Below are 20,542 nucleotides of genomic sequence, written 5' to 3' on the forward strand. Positions count from 1 at the left end.
CCGTCAACAAGGACGCCGAGGCCCCGATCTTCGACCTGGTCGACTACGGCGTGGTCGGCGACCTCTTCGAGGTCGTCCCGCAGCTCACCGAGGAGGTCAAGGCCCGCAAGGGCTGACCGCCCGGCCGGTCCCGTGAAGGCCCCGTACGCACCGTGCGTACGGGGCCTCACGTGCGTCAATGGGGTGTTGACCTCCACTCGGAGCCCGTATAACTTCGCTCTACGGATATTCGTTTCCGCAGGGCGGAAATTCTGCTCGGTGGAGTGAAGGCGAAAGGCGGAGGTGCGGGCATGACTCAGCACGAGACGGTGGGGACCAGCCTGCCGCGCGGCGTACGCGAAGGGATCACCGCGTCCCTCGCCCCCGTCGACGCGGACCTCGCCCGCCGCTACCCGGGCGACTCCGGCACCCGCCAGCCCGTGCACACCGTCTACGTGCCCGCCGACGCCCTCACCGAGGACACCGTGCGCGACTGGGGCGACCAGGCGCTCGCCGCGCTCGACGCCCACGCGCCCGACGCCGGAGCCCTCGCCGCCGTCCTCGGCCTCCCCGACGAGCTGGCCGGGCCCGTGTACCGGCGGGTGCGCGCCAAGCTGGAGCGCGAACCGGTCGAGGACCTGCGTATCGACTTCGAGGACGGCTACGGGCCGCGCCCCGACGCCGAGGAGGACGCCGCGGCCGCCCACGCCGCCGCCCTGGTCGCCGCCGCCCACGCGGCCGGTACCGCACCGCCCTATGCCGGCATCCGCATGAAGTGCATGGAGGCCGCCGTCCGCGACCGCGGCATCCGCACCCTCGACATCTTCCTCACCGGGCTGATGGACTCCGGAGGTCTGCCGGACGGGCTCGTGCTCACCCTCCCCAAGGTGACGTACGCCGAACAGGTCAGCGCCATGGTCCGGCTGTGCGAGGAGTTCGAGAAGGCCCGCGGCCTCCCGGCCGGCCGCCTCGGCTTCGAGATCCAGATCGAGACCACCCAGTCCATCCTGGGCTCCGACGGCCGCGCCACCGTCGCCCGCATGATCGACGCCGCCCAGGGCCGCGCCACCGGACTGCACTACGGCACCTTCGACTACAGCGCCTCCTGCGGCGTCAGCGCAGCCCACCAGGCCATGGACCACCCCGTCGCCGACCACGCCAAGGCCGTCATGCAGGTCGCCGCCGCGGGCACCGGCGTACGGCTCTCCGACGGCTCGACCAATGTGCTGCCGGTCGGCCCCACCGAGCGCGTCCACGACGCCTGGCGGCTCCACCACCGCCTCGTCCGGCGGTCCCTGGCCCGCGCGTACTACCAGGGCTGGGACATGCACCCCGGCCATCTGCCCACCCGCTACGCCGCCGTCTACGCCTTCTACCGGGAGGGCCTGGAGACGGCCGCGGCCCGGCTCGCGGCGTATGTGAACCGCACGGGCGGGGACGTCATGGACGAGCCCGCCACCGCCAAGGCGCTCAGCGGCCATCTGCTGCGCGGTCTGGACTGCGGCGCGGTCGACGCCGCCGAGGTGGGGCAGCTGACCGGGCTGAGCCGCGCCGAACTCGACGCCCTCGCCGGGCGCGCCCCGCGCTGAACCGGCGCGGTCCGGTCCGCGCGCTGACCCGGCGGCCGCATTCGCTCACCCCTCCGTGTCACCCGGGATGCGCGGCCGCCGGGGAGGGCGGGAGATGGTGGCATGGTCAGAAGTGCCGTGTCAGCCCTGCTGATCCTGCTCGGCTGCCTGCTCGTGCCGGTGTCCGTGCTGACCGTATGGGTCGACGGCATCGTCCTGGACACCGACCGCTACGTGGCGACGGTCGCCCCGCTGGCGACCGATCCGGCGATCCAGGAGGCGGCCGTGGACCATGTCGGCGACGCCGTCGACCTCCGGCACAACAGCCGGAAGGTCACCTCCGACATCGCCGACTGGCTGCGCGACCAGGGCCTGCCGCCCCGGGCCGCCGACACCATCGAGGGCCTGGCCCCCCAGTTGGACGCGGCCCTCGACCAGGCCGTGCGCAAGGTCGCGACGCACATCGTGCACACCGAGGAGTTCGCCGCCGTATGGACCGGCGCCAACCGCGCCGCCCACGCGGCCGTCGTGCACGCCCTCACCGGCGAGGGCCACGGCCCGGTCGGCGTACGCGGCGACACCGTCACGCTGAACGTCGGCGCCGCCGTGGAGAAGGTCAAACTCCAGCTGGTGAACGCCGGATTCCCCTCGGCGAGGGACATCCCCGACATCCACCGGCGCACGATCCTCTTCCACTCCCATCAACTCGACCGCGTCAAGCGGGCGGTACGCCTGCTCGACGTGGCCGGCAACTGGCTGCCCACTCTGACCGTCGCCCTCGGCGCCACCGGCGTCCTGCTCGCCCGGGCCCGCCGCCGCGCGCTCGTGGGCGCCGCCCTCGGCACCGCCGTCGCCTCGCTGGCGCTGGCCCTCGCGCTCACCGTGGCCCGCCGGTACTGCCTCGACCATGTGCCGCCCGCCGTGCTGTCCCGCGCCGCCGCCTCGGCCCTCTTCGACACCGTGGTGCGCTTCCTGCGGGTCACCGTGCTCACCGTGATGGTGCTCAGCTCCGTCGTCGCGGCGGGCGCCTATCTGGCCGGCCCCGGACAGCTGCCCCGCGCCGTACGCGCCGCGGCCGAGCGCGCCGCCGACTCCGCCGCGCAGTGGGGCGCGGCTCGGGGGATGCGCACCGGACGGGCCGGAATCTGGACCGCGGACCACCGGCGGGAGCTGACCGTCGCGGCGTTGCTGACCCCGGTCGCCGTGTTCGCGCTGTGGAACCACCCCACCGTGCTGACCGTGCTGTTCCTGGTGCTGGTCCTGCTGGCCGCCCTCGCGGTGATCACACTGCTGGCCGCGACGGGCCGCCACTTCGAGGACGAGGCTTAGGGGCCCTAAGGCGCGAGGATGAGCACGATGAAGAGGAGACAGGCGGCGATGTTGATCACCCAGCTGTGGGTGTTCAGCCACTCCCGCAGCCGGGGCATCGCGCTCCGCGCCCGGTGCCGGAAGACGAGATAGACCAGCAGCGGCAGCGCCGCGATCAGCACGGTGGCGCCGATGAACGGCAGCGCCGCCGTCAGAGCCGCCCGGTGCTGCTCCAGATTCGCCCCCACCGTCAGCAGCACCACGATGTCGGACGGCATCAGCAGGATGACCATCAGCCCGGTCGTCAGCGCCCGCACCGGGCCCGCCTCCATCAGCGAGCCCAGCCACTTCGGCGGCTCGACCGACTCCCGGCGCACCAGGTTCCTCACCGCGATCAGCACCAGCAGCCCCACCAGCACCAGCTGCACGATGGTCGCGGCCGACCCCCGGTCGGACGGGCGGCCCGGGGAGACCGCGTCGCCCAGCAGCGCGAAGATCCCCCGGGTGATGGCGACACCCACCGTCGTCGCGACCGCCACCCCGAGCAGGAACGCCGAGGACACCCGCACCGGCCGCGCGGTGGTCACCAGGATCACGGCGGCCACGATCTGCGGCCCCGCCATCATGGTGACGGCCAGCGGGAGAATCTGGAGGTCCATGGCCCGCCCTTCCGGCCCCGTCCGTCCTGCCTCCATTGGTACGCGGCCGGGCCCGCGGCGCACCCGGTGCTGCGCCGACCGGGTCCCGGGCGCCCTCCGAACGCGGCGCGCCCGCCGCCGTACGCTGGATACGTCGGCCCCGGTGGTGGCCGTCGTGGTCCCGCCGGGCACGTCCGATGGGAGGCAGACGATGGACTACCCACTGCTCAATGTGTTCTGGACCACGATGTGGATCTTTCTGTGGGTCCTGTGGCTGATGCTGCTCTTCCGGGTGATCGGGGACATGTTCCGCGATGACTCGCTGAACGGCTGGGCCAAGGCGGGCTGGTGCGTCTTCGTCATCGTCCTGCCCTTCCTCGGCGTCTTCGTGTACCTGATGGCACGGGGCAGCGGGATGGGCCGGCGCGAGATGAGGCGGGCTGAGCAGGCGGAGGAGGAACTCCGGGAGTTCGTGCGCGGGACCGCGGCAACCGGCCACGCCGATGAGCTCTCACGGCTCGTGGAGCTGAAGAACCACGGTGACATCACGGCCGAGGAGTACGAACGCGCCAAGGCCAAGGTGCTCGCCGCCTGAGGAGACGGTGAGACGGTGAGGCGGTCAGGACGAGGTGAGGACGGCGGAGGTCCGGGACACCGCGGCCGACGGGGTGCCGCCCTCCTGCGAGCGGCCCGCGGTGACCGGTGCCGGCGCGGCCATGGGGCTCGCCGCGCGGATCGTTCGCGTACGGCGTCCGGTCATCGCACCTCCTCCGTCCCGTCGGCTGGGGTCTCCCGGCCCTCCGCACCCCACCGTGACGGGGGCCGGGAGCCGGGGCAACCGGGGCGGGGCCGTTCAGGACGCCGCCCGGGATGCCCGTCAGGCCGGGGAGGGGGACAGTTCGCCGGAGCCGCGGACGATCAGCCGGGTCGGCAGCACGACCCGGCGCGGTTCGCCGCCCCCGCCGTCGAGACGGCGGAAGAGCAGATCCGCGGCGGTGCGGCCGAGCTGGGCCGAGTCCTGGGCGACCACGGTGATGCCGGGGGAGAGCAGATCGGCGAGTTCGAAGTCGTCGAAGCCGACCAGGGCGACGGGCGCGGCGGGGCCGGGACGTTCGGCCAGGACCCGCACCACCGTGACCGTCACCCGGTTGTTGCCCGCGAAGAGCGCGGTGACCGGCTCGGCGGCGTCCAGCATGGCGGCGGCCGCGCCGCGCACCCGCTCCGGGTCGGTGGGGCCCAGGGAGAGCCAGCCGTCGTGGACCGGCAGCCCGGCCGCGGCCATCGCGGCGTGGTAGCCGCGCAGCCGCTCGGCGGCGGTGTGGATGCCCGGCTGGTCGCCGAGGAAACCGATCCGGCGGTGGCCATGGGCGATCAGATGGGCGACCGCGTCCCGCGCGCCGCCGAAGCTGTCGGAGAGCACCGCGTCGGCGTCGATGCGGCCCGCCGGGCGGTCGACGAAAACGGTGGCCACACCGGCCGCCAGCTCGGGGGCCAGATAGCGGTGGTCGTCGCCCGCCGGGATGACCACGAGGCCGTCCACCCGGCGCGCGCACAGGGCGAGCACCAACTCCTGCTCGCGGACCGGGTCCTCGGCGCTGGAGCCGTTGATCAGCAGCGCGCCGTGGGCCCGGGCCACCTCTTCGACGGCGCGGCTGAGCGGGCCGTAGAACGGATCGGCGAGGTCCTCCAGGACGAGGCCGACGCTCGCGGTGCGCCCCTTGCGGAGGATGCGGGCGCTGTCGTTGCGGCGGAAGCCGAGCGCGCTGATCGCCTCCTGGACGCGGTGCTCGGTGTCGGGGGTGACGCCCGGCTCGCCGTTGACCACGCGCGAGACCGTCTTGAGGCCGACTCCGGCCCGGGCGGCGACGTCCTTCATCGTGGGCCGGGAGCCGTAGCGGCGGGGTGGGGTGCCGGCGGCGGTGCCCCGGGCGGTGTCGGTCACGGTGTGCTCGTCCCGTCGCTGGTCGTCGTGGGGGAAGGGGTGTCGAGCATAGCCTCTGGACAACGTTGTCAGCGGCAGGGAAGACTGTGGCCGCATACGGATGACACACGGCCCACCAGGAGAGTCGACAGCCATGGCACGTGACCTCATCGCCGCGCTGGACATCGGCGGCACCAAGATCGCGGGCGCCCTGGTGGACGGCGGCGGCGAGCTGGTCGTACGGGCCCGGCGCGCGACCCCCGCGCAGGCCGACGGCCCGGCGGTGATGGCGGAGGTCTCCGCGGTGCTGGCCGAACTCGCGGCCACCGCGCACTGGTCCCGGGTGGCTGCCGTCGGCATCGGCAGCGCGGGCCCCGTGGACGCCTCCGTGGGCACCGTCAACCCGGTCAACATCCCCGGCTGGCGCGACTTCCCGCTGGTCGCCGGAGTCCGGGAGACCACCGGCGAGCTGCCGGTCACCCTCGTCGGCGACGGACCGGCGATGACCGCGGCCGAGCACTGGCAGGGCGCCGCGCGCGGGCGCGCGAGCGCGCTGTGCATGGTGGTGTCCACCGGCGTCGGCGGCGGGCTGGTGCTGAACGGGCGGCTCCACCCCGGCCCCACGGGCAACGCCGGGCACATCGGCCACATCAGCGTCGACCTCGACGGCGATCTGTGCCCGTGCGGCGGGCGCGGCTGCGTCGAGCGCATCGCCAGCGGCCCCAACATCGCGCGCCGGGCGCTGTCCGGCGGCTGGCGGCCGGGCCCGGACGGCGACACCAGCGCCGCGGCCGTCGCCGCCGCCGCGCACGCCGGTGACCCGGTCGCGCGCGCCTCCTTCGACCGCGCGGCCCAGGCCCTGGCCGCCGGGATCGCCGCGACCGCGGCGCTCGTCGAGATCGAGGTGGCGGTGATCGGCGGCGGGGTGGCGGGCGCCGGTGACGTGCTCTTCGCGCCCCTGCGGCGCGCCCTGCGCGACTACGCGACCCTGTCGTTCGTGACGGGGCTGGAGGTCGTACCGGCGCAGATGGGCACCGACGCGGGCCTGGTCGGCGCGGCCGCCGCGGCGGCCCAGGACCAGCGGCTGGAGGGTTTCGGCCCGCTGGGCACGCCTCGCGACGCAAGTTGAGCCGCCCTGTCACCCCCTGCCCCTAAGCTGTTCGCTCACTGCTTGCGATGCGAGGGGACCGATGGTGGCACCGGGGGACATGGGCGGTGATCTGACGGGCAGACTGCTGGGCGGTCGCTACCGGGTGACGGGGCAGCTCGGCCGCGGCGGCATGGGCGTGGTCTGCAGAGCGGTGGACGAGCTGCTGGGCCGGGAGGTCGCGGTCAAGGTGCTGCGCGCCTACACCGACGCGTCCGGCGCCGAGCTGGCCGATCTGCGCACCCGGATGCAGCGGGAGGCGCGCGCCGCGGCCCGGATCCGCCATTCGGGTGTGATCACCGTGCACGATGTGGCGGACGAGGACGGGCTGCCGGTCATCGTCATGGAGCTGATCGACGGCCCGTCACTGGACGACCTGATCGACGAGCGCGGCGTCGTCGAGCCTCTGGAGGCCGCGCGGATCGGCGCCAACGTGGCCGACGCGCTCGCCGCGGGCCATGACGTCGGGGTGCTGCACCGCGATGTGAAGCCGGGCAATGTGCTGATCGACCGCGGGGGCCGGGTGGTGCTCACCGACTTCGGCATCGCGAGCATGGAGGCGCCCGACGACGGCGCGACCACCAAGCTGACCCGCAGCGGCGAGCTGATCGGCTCGCTGGACTACCTGGCCCCGGAGCGCGCCCAGGGCCAGGATCCGGGCCCGGCCTCGGACGTATGGGCGCTGGGCATGACGCTCTACGCGGCGGTGGAGGGTTCCTCGCCGTTCCGCCGTACCTCCGTGTGGTCGACGCTGACCGCCATCGTCACCGAGCCGCTGCCGGAGCCTCGGCTGGCCGGTCCGCTGGCGCCCGTCCTGCGCGAGCTGATGGACAAGGCCCCGGAAGGGCGTCCCACGGCGGCCGAGGCGCGGCAGCTGCTGGAGGCCGTCGCCGCCGAAGCGGCGCCGGAGCCGGGTCCGCCGCCGCTTCGGCCGTCTCCTCCGCAGGTCCCGAGGGCATCGCGGAGCCCACAGCCCCCGCAGGTCCCGCGGACCCCGACCGCGCCGGATGTCGCCGCCACACGGGGCGGCGCGCCGGGGCCGGGGCGCGGGCGGACGCGCGCGCTGGTGGCGGCGGCGGTGGCCGGTGTGGTGCTGGTCGGGGGCGGGGTGACGTACGCGCTGCTCGGCGGCGAGAGCGACCGTACGACGGCGGGCCGGTCGCCGGAGCCGACGGGATCCGGGTCGCCGAAGGCCGGGGGAGGGGGCCGCGAGGCGACGGGTGAGGCGGGCGCGAGCAGCCCGCGGGCGAGCGGGGTGGCGTCCCCATCGGCCTCGCGCGCACCGGGCGGTGCGGAGGGCAGCTCGAAGAGCGCGCCGGACGGCGGCTCCCCGGACGGCAAGGGCGGCGGTGGCGCGGCCACCGGCAAGGCCTCCCCGGCCTCCAGTGCCGACACCGCCCCGGCGTGCAGTGACATCGGCGGCGGCAAGTACAACTGCGTGGTGTGGCGCGACGCCACCTCGTACACCCACGGCGGTGAACCGGTCGGGGCCCTGAAGCACGGCATCAACTACTTCTACTGCCAGGAGAATCTGAACCGCCCGGAGCGGTACGGCAAGTGGACGAACGTCTGGTGGGCGAGGACGGACGACGACAACGGCAACAAGGACGTCTACGTCAGCGATGTGTACGTCCGGGGCGGCGACAACGACCAGCCCCTCCCCGGGCTGCCGGTCTGCTGAGCCGGCGGCACGGGGGAGCGGGCCGGTCGCCGGGGCGGTACGTCAGCAGCTGAACGCCGCGTCCGCCCAGTCCCCGTGATCGCTGGTGACGTCGTCCCCGCCGTCGGTGGTGACGAGCCGGACCGTCGTCGCGCCGTCGACGGCGGCGGTGACGGTCTTGGCCGGATCGGCGTTGGTCAGCGTCCCGGTCGACAGCACCTTGGTGCCGTCCGCCCACACCTCGAAGGCGACCGTTCCGGCGGTGCCCTCCTCGTCGTCCACGCCGACCTTCGCCGTGAACGCGGTGCAGTGGCCACCGGTGTAGTACGTGACCTCACTGGGCGCGTGCACGCCCAGGCCCTTGGCGTGGGCGGTGCCGTCGAGGGTGATCGGATGCCCGTCGCCCGCCGCGTTCTCGCCGACGCTGGTGTCCTTCTCGACCGGCCCCCAGCCGTTGACCGCGCTCAGCCACGGCAGATCGCTCGCGTAGGTGGAGCCGGTGGGCGGAGCGACCACCACATGGACCGGTATCGGCAGTCCGGTGCTGACCTCGCCGCCGCGCGCCGAGCGGTAGTCGGCGCGAAGGGTCAGCTCGTACGCCCCCGGCTTGGCGTCCTTCGGAGCGGTGACCTGCCAGCGGGTGGCGAGCCTGCTGCCGGTGGGCAGGGTGGCGGCCTGGGTCGGCGAGGTGGTCCTGACACGCCAGCCGTCGGGGCCGGTGAGCCGGACCCGGACCTGGTGCGCCGGGGTGCCGCCGAGGTTGCCGAGCGCCGTCTCGACCGGTGCGGTGGCCCCCGCCTCGGTGAACGGGGCGGCGCCGACGCGAAGTTCGGCGGCGGGCGGGTAGGACGCCCAGCGCTTGTCGGCGGAGACCCGGTAGAGCACCGTGCCATGGGCCGGGACGGTGGCCGCCACGGACCCCGCGGTGTTGTGGTCCTGGTGCCGCCACAGATCGCGCAGCCGGTACCCGTCCGCCTGCGGCAGGCCGAGGCGGGCAGCGGTGGTGGCGATGCGCTGCGGCTGGTCGGTCTCGTTGAAGAGGGCGACGGCGCGGCCGCCGTCCGCCAGCTCCTTGGAGATCACCCAGCGTCCGCCCTCGGAGGAGAGCACGGTGCCCTGCTTGCCCAGCGGGTCCTGGTCGACGGCGATGACGTCGCGGTTGCCGAGGATCTCGAACGTTGTGGCATCGGCCTTGCGCAGATCGGTGCCGATCAGCAGCGGCGCGGCCATGACCGACCACAGCGAGAAGTGGCTGCGGTACTCGGTGTCCGTCATGCCGCCGTTGCCGACCTCGAGCATGTCGGGGTCGTTCCAGTGGCCGGGCCCGGCGTACGGGGCGAGCGGCAGGTTCTTCTTGGCGATCGACAGCATGCTGCCCCAGGTGTCGCTGATGTCACCGGTGGTGCGCCAGAGTTGGCCGACATCCGCCGCCCATTCCCAGGGCTTGTTCTGCCCCCATTCGCAGATGCTGTAGACGATGGGGCGCCCGGTGGTCTCGGAGGCGGCCTTCAGCGCGTCCCGCATGGTGCGGTAGCGCTGCTTGGCGTCTACTCCCTGGTTATTGCAGTTGTCGTACTTGAGGTAGTCGATTCCCCAGTCGGCGAACTGCTGGGCGTCCGATCTTTCATGGCCCAGCGCGCCGGGGAAACCGGCCGTGTTGCAGGTCTTGGTGCCCGCGCTGGTGTAGATGCCGATCTTGAGGCCCTTGGAGTGGATGTAGTCGGCGACGGCCTTGATGCCGTTGGGGAAGCGCGCCGGGTCCGGGACGAGCTTGCCGTTCGCGTCGCGCTGCGGCAGCGCCCAGCAGTCGTCGAGGTTGACGTAGGTGTATCCGGCGTCCTTGAGGCCCTTGCTCACGAAGAGGTCGGCGATGCCCTTGACCATCGCCTCGTTGAACTCCGCGCGGCAGTGGGTGGAGTTCCAGTTGTTGAAGCCCATCGGCGGGGTGAGCGCGAGCCCGTCCCCGGCCGGGGCGGTCTCCGCTGCCGGGGCGGTCTGCTCCGAGGGGGCGGGCCGGGCCGCGGCCGGCTGGGCGGCGGCGGGGAGGGTGAGACCGGCCGTGCCGAGCAGCGCGGCAGCCAGTCCTCCGATGACTCGGTGTCTCGCGGTGCGTAAAGAGCGGTGGCGCATGATGCCGTTCCTCCGTCTCAACGGGGTGACGCAGCGTCGCGGGACGCGTCACATGCGAGCGTTTACGGTAGGCCGTGTTGGAGTCTGTTGGAAGAGATGCGATAACAGTTGTTCGATATCTCGTCCAAACCCTTGACTATGCCGCCACTCGCCCGATGTGATCCAGCCACCCGCGTTCGGTTGTGTTTGATTTGATCCTCTGTGGAGGGCCCATGGCACAGTCATCGTCAGGACATCGGATCTCCCGCCGTACCTTGCTCCGGGGTACCGCGGTCGGAGCCGGGGCGGTCACCCTCCCGGCGCTCCTCACCGGCTGCGGCGGTCCGGGCAACGAGGTGAAGATGGGCTCCAACGCCTCGGACGCCGTGCCCCGCAAGGCGTTCGCCGAGGTGTTCGCGGCGTACGAGAAGAAGTCGGACAAGAAGGTCAAGGTCAACACCGTCAACCATGAGGCCTTCCAGGAGGGCATCAACCGCTATCTCAAGGGCACCCCGGACGACGTCTTCATGTGGTTCGCGGGCTACCGTATGCAGTTCTTCGCCGAGCAGGGGCAGCTCGCCGAGATCGGCGACCTGTGGAAGGGCTTCAGCGGCTTCTCGGACGCGCTGAAGAAGCAGTCCACCGGCAAGGACGGCAAGCAGTACTTCGTGCCGTATTACTACTACCCGTGGGCGGTCTTCTACCGGAAGAGCGTCTTCGAGCAGCACGGCTACGAGATCCCCAAGACCTTCGACGCGTTCCGGGCGCTCGCCAAGCGGATGGACAAGGACGGCCTCGACGCCATCGCCTTCGGCGACAAGGACGGCTGGCCCGCCATGGGAACCTTCGACTATCTCAATATGCGCGCCAACGGCTACGACTTCCATGTCTCGCTGATGGGCGGCAAGGAGTCCTGGACCGATCCCCGGGTCAAGCACGTCTTCGACCTGTGGCGCGGTCTCATGCCGTACCACCAGCAGGGCGCCAACGGGCGCACCTGGCAGGAGGCCGCGCAGAGCCTGGCGCAGAAGAAGTCCGGCATGGCGGTCTTCGGACTGCCCCATCCCGGACAGCAGTTCTCCGCCGCCGACCGCGATGACCTGGACTTCTTCCCGTTCCCCGAAATCGACTCCGCCTACGGCCAGGACGCGGTCGAGGCGCCGATCGACGGCTTCCTGCTGGCGAAGAAGTCCAAGCGGCAGAAGGAGGGCAAGGAACTGCTGAAGTACCTCGCCACCCCGGCCGCCGAGGAGATCTATCTGAAGCGGGACCCCAACAACATCGCGTGCAACGACAAGGCGGCCACCTCCTCCTACAACGCGCTGCAGAAGAAGGCCGTCGCGCTCGTCTCCGGCGCCAAGCAGATATCGCAGTTCATGGACCGCGACACCCGCCCCGACTTCGCGTCGCAGGTGATGATCCGGGCGATCCAGCAATTCATCAACAAGCCGAACGACATCGACACCCTGACCAAGGACATCGAGTCCCAGAAGAAGACCATATTCGCCGACAGCTAGGAGAATCGCGCCGTGCCGCTCACCACCGCGCGGCGTGCCAAACGGCGGGGGCCGCGGAGGTTCTCCTCCCGCGACCTCGCCGTCATCGGCGTGCTGCTGGGCATACCCGTCCTGCTCGACCTGGCCCTGGTCTGGGGCCCGACCCTCGCCTCCATCGGTCTGTCCTTCACCAGCTGGGACGGGATCGGCGACCTCCACTGGGTCGGCTTCGACAACTACCGGAACCTGTTCACCGACTATCCGCCGTTCTGGCCCGCCGTACGCAACAATCTGCTGTGGGTGGCCTTCCTCGGCCTCGTCGCCACGCCCTTCGGGCTGCTGCTGGCCGTCCTTCTCGACAAGGGCGTCCGGTTCAGCCGCTTCTACCAGTCCACCCTCTATATGCCGGTGGTGCTTTCGCTCGCCATCGTCGGCTTCATCGCCCAGCTGATCTTCTCCCGCGACCAGGGCGCGCTGAACGCGATTCTCGGCGACAAGAGCCATCCGGTGGACTGGATCGGCGACCCCGACCTCAATATCTGGATGGTGCTGCTCGCGGCCGCCTGGCGGCACACCGGATATGTGATGATCCTCTATCTGGCGGGGCTCAAATCCGTCGATCCCTCGCTCAAGGAGGCCGCCGCGATCGACGGCGCGAGCGAGACCCAGAGCTTCTTCCGGGTCGTCCTGCCCACGCTGCGGCCGGTCAATGTGATCGTCGGCGTCATCACGGTCATCGAGGCGCTGCGCGCGTTCGACATCGTCTACGCCATCAACCACGGCCGCAACGGACTGGAACTGCTCTCCGTGCTGGTCACCGACAACATCATCGGTGAGGCCAGCCGGATCGGATTCGGCTCCGCCATCGCCGTCGTCCTGCTCACCGTGTCCCTGGGATTCATCGTGACCTACCTGGTCCAGGAGCTGCGAGGGGAGAAGAAAGGATGACCACCGACATCCGCCCGGCCCCCGCACCGGTCGTCCACCCGGTGGCCGGGCCGGGGCGGCGCCGGGTCCGCCCCGGGCGGCTCGGGCTGCACGCCTTCCTGATGACCGTCTCGCTGGCGTTTCTCGCCCCGCTGCTGCTCGCCGTCTACGCCTCGCTGCGGCCGTACGAGGAGACCGCCGAATACGGCTATTTCTCGCTGCCGCGCCATCTGTCGTTCGACTACTACCGGCAGGCGTTCGTCGACTCCGGAATGAGCAAGTATTTCCTCAACTCGATCCTCATCGCGGTCCCCGGAGTGCTGCTGACGCTGTTCCTCGCGTCCTTCGTGGCCTTCTCCGTCACCCGGCTGAAAATGCGGGGCGGGCTCGTTCTGCTGATGGTGTTCACGGCGGGGAACCTGTTGCCGCAGCAGGTCATCGTCACCCCGCTCTATGTCCTGTTCACCAAGATAGAACTGCCCTACTGGATGTCGGACTCGATGACGATGTACGACTCCTACTGGGCCGTGATCGCCGTCCAGGTCGCGTTCCAGGTCGGCTTCTGCGTCTTCGTTCTCGCGAATTTCATGCGCACCCTGCCGATCGAGATCATCGAGGCGGCGGTGGTGGATGGCGCGGGGGTGTGGACGCGGTACTGGCGCATCACGCTGCCGCTGTGCCGGCCGGCCCTGGCCGCGCTCGCCACGCTGCAATTCACCTGGATGTACAACGACTTCCTGTGGGCGCTCGTCTTCATCTCCGACGGCGACAAACTTCCCGTCACCTCCGCGCTCAACAATCTGCGCGGGCAGTTCTTCACCGACTACAACCTGCTGGCGGCGGGCTCGGTGCTGGTCGCGCTGCCCACCGTGCTCGTCTTCCTGCTGCTGCAGCGCCACTTCATCGCCGGGCTCACGCTCGGCGCCAACAAGGGCTGATGGAGAAGGGGCCGCCGTGGCGGAAGGGACCATGGTGGCCTGTGTGGCGTGTGGGGTTCTGTGACACCAGGGCCCCGCGGCGCCCCACGGCAGGGAACCGGGAGGGTCCGATCCGTCACTCAGTCGTATTCGGGCGTTTCCGTGGCAGGGTGATGCGGGCAACTGTCAGGAGGCGATGGATTAGGGGGAAATGTGATCGTCTGGCTGAACGGTGCGTTCGGCGCGGGGAAGACCACCGCGGCCCGTGAGTTGGTGGACTTCATGCCCGGCAGCACGTTCTACGACCCGGAACTGGTCGGAAACGGTCTGCGCATGATGCTGCCGCGCAAGCGTCTGGAGCAGGTCTCCGACTACCAGGACCTGCCGTCGTGGCGGCGGCTGGTCGTGGACACGGGGGCGGCGCTGATCGCGGAGGTCGGCGGCCCGCTCGTGGTCCCGATGACGGTCCTCAGACAGGAGTACCGGGATGAGATCTTCGGCGGCTTCGCCGCCCGGCGGATCCCCGTGCGGCATGTCCTGCTGCACACCGATGAAACGATCCTTCGCCGGCGCATAGCCGAGCGCGAGGAGATACCCGGCGACCCGGACGCCAGCGAGTCCGTGCGCCGCTGGTGCCTGGACCACCTCGCGCCCTACCGCGCGGCCCTCGACTGGCTGACCACCGACGCCCATGTGGTCGACACCACCGGCCTCACCCCGCGCCAGACCGCCGAGCACATCGCCGACGCCGTCCGCGAGGGCGCCGGGAGCTGCGACATCGTGCAGACGCCCGAGCCGACGGCCGAAACCCTGGCGGCCGGGGTCCTGCTCTTCGACGAGGCCGACCGGGTGCTGCTCGTCGACCCCACCTACAAGCCCGGCTGGGAGTTCCCCGGCGGCGTCGTCGAGCGCGGCGAGCCGCCGATGTGCGCCGGGCGCCGCGAGGTGGCCGAGGAGCTGGGCGTACGGCTCGACGAGCCGCTGCGGCTGCTGGTCGCCGACTGGGAACGCCCCCAGCCGCCCGGCCACGGGGGCCTGCGGCTGCTGTTCGACGGCGGCCGGCTCACCACCGGGGAGGCCCAGGAGGTGCTGCTGCCCGGCGCCGAACTGCGCGGCTGGCGCTTCGTCACCGAGACCGAGGCCGCCGACCTGCTGCCCCCGGTCCGGCTCAGCCGCCTCCGCTGGGCGCTCCGCGCCCGCGAGCAGGGCCGCCCGCTGTACCTGGAGGCCGGGGTCCCGGTGGGCTGACCGCCCGCCCCGCCCGTACCGTACGGCGCCCCGGCAGCGCGTCGCCGCCGACGGACGGTCCCCGGTCCGCCGGGGGCCGCCCGGCCGGGCGCGCGGGGTCGGAGCTGGGAGCCGGTCAGCCCTTCTTGCCGGTCGCGTACGTCTCCAGGAACAGCGCCTCGGTGAGGGCGAGCTTTTCCAGCTCCTCCGGCGAGACGCTCTCGTTGACCGCGTGGATCTGCGCCTCCGGCTCGCTCAGGCCGATCAGCAGGATCTCCGCCTCCGGGTACAGCGAGGCGAGCGTGTTGCACAGCGGGATCGAGCCGCCCTGGCCCGCGGTCGCCATCTCCTGGCCGTCGTACGCCACCCGCATGGCCGCGCGCATCGCCTCGTACGCCGGGCTCCCGGTGTCCGCGCGGAACGGCTGGCCCTGGCCGACCTGCTCCACCGCGACCCGCGCGCCCCACGGCGCCGCCGCCTCCAGATGGGCGGACAGCAGCCGGTTCGCCTCGGCCGCGTCCACGCCCGGCGGCACCCGCAGGCTGACCAGCGCCCGCGCGCTCGCCTGGACGGAGGCGGTGGCGCCGATGACCGGCGGGCAGTCGATGCCCAGCACCGTGACCGAGGGGCGGGCCCAGATGCGGTCCGCGACCGTGCCCGAGCCGATCAGCTCCACCCCGTCCAGCACCCCGGCGTCCTTGCGGAAGTCCTCCTCCGGGTACCGCAGGCCCTCCCAGGCCGTGTCCGGGTCGAGGCCGTCGACCGTCGTCGAGCCGTCCTCCGCGCGCAGCGAGTCCAGCATCCGGATCAGCGCGGCGAGCGCGTCCGGGGCGGCGCCGCCGAACTGGCCCGAGTGCAGGTTCCCTTCGAGGGTGTCCACCGAGACGCGCAGCAGCGTCATCCCGCGCAGCGTCGCGGTGACGGTCGGCAGCCCCACCCGGAAGTTGCCCGCGTCGCCGATCACGATCGCGTCGGCGGCCAGCAGCTCCGGATGCGCCTCGGCGTACCGCTCCAGGCCGCCCGTGCCCTGTTCCTCCGAACCCTCCACGATCACCTTGACGTTGGCCGGGACGCCGCCGTGCTCCTTCAGCGCGCGCAGCGCCGTGAGATGCATGATCACGCCGCCCTTGCAGTCCGCGGCGCCGCGTCCGTACCAGCGGCCGTCCCGCTCGGTCAGCTCGAACGGCGGGCTGAGCCAGGCGTCCTCGTCCAGCGGCGGCTGCACGTCGTAGTGCGCGTAGAGCAGCACCGTCGGCGCGTCGGCCGGGCCGGGCAGGAAACCGTAGACGGACTGGGTGCCGTCGGGGGTGTCCAGCAGCGCCACGTCCTGGAAGCCCTCGGCGCGCAGCGCGGTCGCGACCCACTGCGCGGCGGCCTCGCACCCGCTGCGCGGGAACTGCGCCGGGTCCGCCACCGAGGGGAAGGCCACCAGCTCGGCCAGCTCGGCCAGGGCGCGGGGCTGCAGTGCGGCGACGGTGGCGGCGAGGTCCTGTTCCATGGGGGAACGCTCCTGGGATACGCGGCGTTGGGGGATGAGGCGCGGCTTGCGCGGTGGCCCGATCATCCCACAGCAGGTCCGGCCGACAGCGAGCCGTAGGATGCCCGGTAGGCGCATGCAGGACGGGCGATTGGGAGCGGAAGCACACGTGAGCAGCGACAACGCAACCCCGGACAAAGAGACGGTATGGGACGTCGTCGTGGTCGGCGGGGGGCCCGCGGGTGCCTCCGCGGCGCACGCCGCGGCGTGCGCCGGCCGCCGGGTGCTGCTGCTGGAGAAGGCCGAACTGCCGCGCTACAAGACGTGTGGCGGTGGCATCATCGGCCCGTCGCGCGAGGCGCTGCCGCCCGGTTTCGAACTGCCGCTGCGCGAGCGCGTCCATGCCGTGACCTTCTCCATGAACGGCAAGCTGTCCCGGACCCGCCGCTCCAAGCACATGCTGTTCGGGCTCATCAACCGGCCGGAGTTCGACGCCGGTCTGGTCGAGGCGGCCAAGGACGCGGGCGCCGAGGTGCGCACCGGTGTGGCTGTCAGCCGCGTCGAGCAGCACGGCCCGTCCGTACCGGACCGCCGCACCGTGGCCGTCGTCCTCGCGGACGGCGAGACGGTGCTGACGCGGGCCGTGGTCGGCGCGGACGGCAGCGCGAGCCGGATAGGCGCGCACGTCGGGGTGAAGCTGGACCAGGTCGACCTCGGCCTGGAGGCGGAGATCCCGGTTCCGGAGACGGTCGCGGAGGACTGGGCGGGCCGGGTGCTCATCGACTGGGGCCCGATGCCCGGGAGTTACGGCTGGGTCTTCCCCAAGGGCGACACGCTGACCGTCGGCGTCATCTCGGCGCGCGGCGAGGGCCCGGGCACCAAGCGCTACCTCGAGGACTTCATCGCGCGGCTCGGCCTCGCCGGATTCGAGCCGAGCATCTCCTCCGGCCATCTGACCCGCTGCCGCGCCGACGACTCGCCGCTCTCCCGCGGCCGGGTGCTGGTGTGCGGGGACGCGGCCGGGCTGCTCGAGCCGTGGACGCGGGAGGGGATCTCCTTCGCGCTGCGCTCGGGCCGTCTCGCGGGGGAGTGGGCGGTACGGATCGCCGAGGCGCACGACGCGGTGGACGCCCGGCGGCAGGCCCTCAACTACGCCTTCGCGATCAAGGCCGGTCTCGGTGTGGAGATGGGCGTCGGCCGCCGGATGTACGCGGTGTTCGCCCGCCGCCCCGGGATGTTCCACGCCGCGCTCACCGGATTCCGCCCGGCGTGGCGCGCGTTCACGAAGATCACACGCGGTACGACGACGCTGGCCGACCTCATCCGCACCCATCCGGCGGCCCGGCGGGCCCTGGCGGCGATGGACCGGAGCCAGCAGACGCCCAGCGCCCAGAGCACCCAGGTGCCGTAGCGCTCGCGCGGTCGGGGAGTCCTTGCGTCCGGGAGCGCTCAGGCGTCCGTGGCGGTGATGAGGAAGACCGGGTGCATGGGGGCGATCCGGGTGAGCTCGGCGTCGGGGGAGGTGGCGGTCACGCCGTCGAAGAAGGCGCCGACCTCCCACCCCCACCGTCCCAGATAGGCCCGTAGCACCGCCGCCTTCTCCTCGCCTTCGAGGAGTTCGACGGCGGTGAACGGCCGCGTTCCGCGGCCCTTGCGCAGCTGTCCGCCCCCGGCCGCCCGCAGGTTGCGCACCCACTGGGCGTTGCCGCGCGCCGAGACGAGATAGCGCCCGCCGTCCAGGCGCAGCGGGTTGACCGGGACGTGCCGCGGCGCCCCGCTGGTCCGGCCGGGTACGGACAGCTCCGCCGCGCCGAAGAGGCTGAGCCCGTGGCGGGCCAGCCAGGCCACGGCGCGGTGGGCGGGCATCTCGAAGCGGCGGGGTGCGATGTAGTGCTGTGTCATGACGTCCTCCGTTTGGCCGTGAGCCACGATGAGAGCAGTGCTCTCGTTCAAGAGCAGTGTGCACTGCGCCGCACGTCCTGACAAGAGCAGTGCTCTCGTTTTGGGTCGCCGCTCCGGAAGGTGGCAGACTGGGCCGCATGACCGCGATCCGAGGGGCCAGGGAACGGGCCCGCGCCGACGTGACCGCCGCCATCAAGGAAGAGGCGCGCCGCCAGCTGGCCGACCAGGGTGCGGCCAAGCTGTCGCTCCGGGCCGTCGCCCGCGAGCTGGGCATGGTCTCCTCCGCCCTCTACCGCTACTACCCGAGCCGTGACGAGCTGCTGACCGCGCTCATCGTGGACGCGTACGACGCGATCGGCGCCGCCGCCGAGGCCGCGCTCGACGCGACGCGCGGGGACGGCGAGCCCGTGGCGCGCTGGACCGCGGTCTGCCGGGCGGCCCGGGGCTGGGCGCTCGCCCACCCGCATGAGTACGCGCTGATCTACGGCTCCCCGGTGCCGGGCTACTCGGCGCCCCAGGACACCGTCGCCCCCGCCGCCCGCGTCGCTCTCGCCCTCATCGCCGTCGCGCGCGACGCCCATGCCGCGGGCGCCCTGCGCGTACCGGAGGAGGCGGAACTGCCGGAGGGAGTGCGGGCGGATATGGCGACCCTGGCCCACGTCCTCGGCAGTCCCCGTGCCGAGCTGCCCGCCGCGGCGCTCGCGGCGCTCGTCGCGGCGGTGGCGCAGATGTTCGGGATGATCAGCTTTGAGCTGTTCGGCCAGTTCCAGGGGGTGGTGGAGGCGCGCGAGGAGTTCTTCACGCACACCGCCACCGCCCTGGGACGGCAAGCGGGCCTGGGGTAGCGGCCCGTGCCCCGGGGCCTACTCCGGCGGGAGTACGGGCGGCCACCGCGCGCGGGGGACGCCGTACGCGGGTGGCCGGTCTAGCGTTACCCGTATGCACGCATTCACGGGGGAGCGGGGGCCGGAGCGCGGGCCGGGGCGCGGGCCGGGCGGGTGGTGGCGCGGAGGGCCGTGGGGCGAAGGGCCGTTCGGCCCGCCGCGCACCGCCGTGCCCTGGCGCTCCGCGCTCGCGGTCGCCGTCATCCAGCTGGTGGGCACGACGGTCGCCGCCCACCGGCAGCCCGACCGGGCGGACCTCGGCCCCGGTCTCTACGCCCTGCTGCTGGCCGGGCCCGCGCTGCTGCTCCTGCGCCACCGCCACCCCCGGCTCACCGTCCTCGGCGTCTCGGCGGTGACGCTCGGCTACCTCGCCGCGGGCGGCCCCAACGGCCCGGTCTTCCTCAGCGTCGTCGTCGCCTGCGTCGCCGCCATCGCCGCCGGGCAGCGGGTGGCGGCCTGGTGCGCGGTCGGCGCGCTGTGGGCGGGGCGGCTGCTCATCGCGCACTGGCTCTACCGCTGGCTGCCGCCCCCGGGCGACCGGCCGGCCGGATGGGGACAGGAAGTGGCGGTCGCGGCCTGGGCGGCGGTGGTGCTCGCCGCGGCCGAACTCGTCCGCGTACGGCGCGAGCAGTGGGCCCGCGAGCGGGCGGAGCGGGCGGCGGCGGTACGGCGCCGGGCGGACGAGGAGCGGCTGCGGATCGCCCGCGAACTGCATGACGTCCTCGCCCACAGCATCTCGGTCATCAACGTGCAGGCGGGGGTCGGCCTCGCCCTCCTCGACCAGGACCCCGAACAGGCCCGCACCGCGCTGACCACCATCAAGGCGGCCAGCAAGGAGGCGCTGGGCGAGGTCCGCCAGGTCCTGGACACCCTGCGCGCCTCCGGCGCCGCGCCGCGCCAGCCCGCCCCCGGTCTTGACCGGCTGCCGGAGCTGACCGAACAGGCCGCGAGCGCGGGGCTGACGGTGGAGGTGGCGACGCGGGGCACACCGGCCGCCCTGCCGCCGGGCACGGACCTGGCCGCGTTCCGCATCGTCCAGGAGGCGCTGACCAACATCGTCCGCCACTCCGGCGCCCGGACCGCGCGCGTCCGGTTGTCGTACGCCCCGGACGGACTGGAGCTGCGGGTGGACGACGACGGTCCGGCGACCACGAACGACACGGCGGACGGCGCCACGGGCGGCGGCAACGGCCTGGTCGGCATGCGCGAGCGCGCGGCGGCCCTCGGCGGCACGGTGGAGGCGGGCCCGCGCCGGGACGGCGGCTTCCGCGTGCGGGCCCGCATCCCGCTCACCGCCGCGACCGATGCGACCGCCACGCGCGCCGAGTCCGATGCGCCCGCCGAACCCGCCGCTCCCGACGCGACCGAGGAGACACCGTGAG

The 20,542-nt window shown here is 72.7% G+C and carries 18 protein-coding genes and 1 pseudogene; 13 read left to right on the forward strand and 6 right to left on the reverse strand.

What is annotated here, in order from left to right:
* The 3 genes and pseudogenes from ACFZCY_RS42820 to ACFZCY_RS42830 all read left to right on the forward strand — a co-directional run.
* Nucleotides 1–116, forward strand: a pseudogene (locus tag ACFZCY_RS42820) (electron transfer flavoprotein subunit alpha/FixB family protein); the annotation flags it as partial.
* Nucleotides 117–290: 174 nt separating this feature from the next.
* Entirely contained in the window at nucleotides 291–1,568 is a 1,278-nt protein-coding gene (locus ACFZCY_RS42825; RefSeq protein WP_391186699.1) for a DUF6986 family protein, read from the forward strand.
* A 102-nt stretch (nucleotides 1,569–1,670) separates the two neighbouring features.
* A complete protein-coding gene (locus ACFZCY_RS42830) occupies nucleotides 1,671–2,876 on the forward strand; it encodes a hypothetical protein (protein WP_391186702.1) in 1,206 nt (401 codons plus the stop codon).
* 5 nt (nucleotides 2,877–2,881) lie between these two features.
* On the opposite strand, the gene ACFZCY_RS42835 is transcribed toward ACFZCY_RS42830, so the two are convergent.
* On the reverse strand, nucleotides 2,882–3,514 hold the full coding sequence (locus tag ACFZCY_RS42835; protein ID WP_391186705.1) for a GAP family protein: 633 nt from the start codon (nucleotides 3,512–3,514) through the stop codon (nucleotides 2,882–2,884).
* Between the two features lie 190 nt (nucleotides 3,515–3,704).
* On the opposite strand from ACFZCY_RS42835, the gene ACFZCY_RS42840 reads away from it, so the two are divergent.
* On the forward strand, nucleotides 3,705–4,088 hold the full coding sequence (locus ACFZCY_RS42840; protein ID WP_055556635.1) for an SHOCT domain-containing protein: 384 nt from the start codon (nucleotides 3,705–3,707) through the stop codon (nucleotides 4,086–4,088).
* Nucleotides 4,089–4,112: 24 nt separating this feature from the next.
* Here ACFZCY_RS42840 and ACFZCY_RS42845 read toward each other — a convergent pair whose 3' ends face one another.
* Entirely contained in the window at nucleotides 4,113–4,253 is a 141-nt protein-coding gene (locus ACFZCY_RS42845) for a hypothetical protein (protein ID WP_391186709.1), read from the reverse strand.
* 117 nt (nucleotides 4,254–4,370) lie between these two features.
* Complete coding sequence (locus ACFZCY_RS42850; protein WP_391186712.1) at nucleotides 4,371–5,435, reverse strand: substrate-binding domain-containing protein; 1,065 nt, start codon at nucleotides 5,433–5,435, stop codon at nucleotides 4,371–4,373.
* A 133-nt stretch (nucleotides 5,436–5,568) separates the two neighbouring features.
* Here ACFZCY_RS42850 and ACFZCY_RS42855 point away from each other — a divergent pair, with 133 nt between their 5' ends.
* Together ACFZCY_RS42855 and ACFZCY_RS42860 are read left to right on the forward strand one after the other, a co-directional pair.
* Nucleotides 5,569–6,543, forward strand: a complete 975-nt coding sequence (locus ACFZCY_RS42855) for an ROK family protein (RefSeq protein WP_391186715.1) — start codon at nucleotides 5,569–5,571, stop codon at nucleotides 6,541–6,543.
* 61 nt (nucleotides 6,544–6,604) lie between these two features.
* On the forward strand, nucleotides 6,605–8,242 hold the full coding sequence (locus ACFZCY_RS42860; RefSeq protein ID WP_391186718.1) for a protein kinase: 1,638 nt from the start codon (nucleotides 6,605–6,607) through the stop codon (nucleotides 8,240–8,242).
* Nucleotides 8,243–8,284: 42 nt separating this feature from the next.
* Here ACFZCY_RS42860 and ACFZCY_RS42865 read toward each other — a convergent pair whose 3' ends face one another.
* Nucleotides 8,285–10,351 (reverse strand): NPCBM/NEW2 domain-containing protein, encoded by a 2,067-nt coding sequence (locus ACFZCY_RS42865; protein WP_391186722.1) that lies wholly within the window; start codon nucleotides 10,349–10,351, stop codon nucleotides 8,285–8,287.
* A 212-nt stretch (nucleotides 10,352–10,563) separates the two neighbouring features.
* On the opposite strand from ACFZCY_RS42865, the gene ACFZCY_RS42870 reads away from it, so the two are divergent.
* The 4 genes from ACFZCY_RS42870 (at nucleotide 10,564) to ACFZCY_RS42885 (ending at nucleotide 14,918) form a co-directional block, all read left to right on the forward strand.
* Complete coding sequence (locus ACFZCY_RS42870; protein ID WP_391186725.1) at nucleotides 10,564–11,847, forward strand: extracellular solute-binding protein; 1,284 nt, start codon at nucleotides 10,564–10,566, stop codon at nucleotides 11,845–11,847.
* A 12-nt stretch (nucleotides 11,848–11,859) separates the two neighbouring features.
* Nucleotides 11,860–12,774: an ABC transporter permease subunit gene (locus tag ACFZCY_RS42875; protein WP_391186728.1), complete on the forward strand. Its 915-nt coding sequence runs from the start codon at nucleotides 11,860–11,862 to the stop codon at nucleotides 12,772–12,774.
* Nucleotides 12,771–13,691: an ABC transporter permease subunit gene (locus tag ACFZCY_RS42880; RefSeq protein WP_391186731.1), complete on the forward strand. Its 921-nt coding sequence runs from the start codon at nucleotides 12,771–12,773 to the stop codon at nucleotides 13,689–13,691. Before ACFZCY_RS42875 ends, ACFZCY_RS42880 begins: the two co-directional genes overlap by 4 nt.
* A 192-nt stretch (nucleotides 13,692–13,883) precedes the next feature.
* Nucleotides 13,884–14,918 carry an NUDIX domain-containing protein gene (locus tag ACFZCY_RS42885; protein WP_391186734.1) on the forward strand — a complete coding sequence of 345 codons (1,035 nt, stop codon included), beginning with the start codon at nucleotides 13,884–13,886 and terminating at the stop codon, nucleotides 14,916–14,918.
* Nucleotides 14,919–15,033: 115 nt separating this feature from the next.
* Here ACFZCY_RS42885 and ACFZCY_RS42890 read toward each other — a convergent pair whose 3' ends face one another.
* Nucleotides 15,034–16,395, reverse strand: a complete 1,362-nt coding sequence (locus ACFZCY_RS42890; protein WP_391186737.1) for a M20/M25/M40 family metallo-hydrolase — start codon at nucleotides 16,393–16,395, stop codon at nucleotides 15,034–15,036.
* A gap of 148 nt (nucleotides 16,396–16,543) precedes the next feature.
* On the opposite strand from ACFZCY_RS42890, the gene ACFZCY_RS42895 reads away from it, so the two are divergent.
* Complete coding sequence (locus tag ACFZCY_RS42895; protein WP_391186740.1) at nucleotides 16,544–17,785, forward strand: geranylgeranyl reductase family protein; 1,242 nt, start codon at nucleotides 16,544–16,546, stop codon at nucleotides 17,783–17,785.
* Nucleotides 17,786–17,823: 38 nt separating this feature from the next.
* Here ACFZCY_RS42895 and ACFZCY_RS42900 read toward each other — a convergent pair whose 3' ends face one another.
* Nucleotides 17,824–18,276 (reverse strand): nitroreductase family deazaflavin-dependent oxidoreductase, encoded by a 453-nt coding sequence (locus ACFZCY_RS42900; protein ID WP_391186743.1) that lies wholly within the window; start codon nucleotides 18,274–18,276, stop codon nucleotides 17,824–17,826.
* 137 nt (nucleotides 18,277–18,413) lie between these two features.
* On the opposite strand from ACFZCY_RS42900, the gene ACFZCY_RS42905 reads away from it, so the two are divergent.
* Nucleotides 18,414–19,121, forward strand: a complete 708-nt coding sequence (locus ACFZCY_RS42905) for a WHG domain-containing protein (RefSeq protein WP_391186746.1) — start codon at nucleotides 18,414–18,416, stop codon at nucleotides 19,119–19,121.
* Between the two features lie 94 nt (nucleotides 19,122–19,215).
* Nucleotides 19,216–20,541, forward strand: a complete 1,326-nt coding sequence (locus ACFZCY_RS42910; RefSeq protein ID WP_391186749.1) for a histidine kinase — start codon at nucleotides 19,216–19,218, stop codon at nucleotides 20,539–20,541.
* Nucleotide 20,542 lies beyond the last annotated feature (1 nt).

This window comes from Streptomyces sp. NPDC007983 (genome assembly GCF_042958345.1).
Classification (GTDB): domain Bacteria; phylum Actinomycetota; class Actinomycetes; order Streptomycetales; family Streptomycetaceae; genus Streptomyces.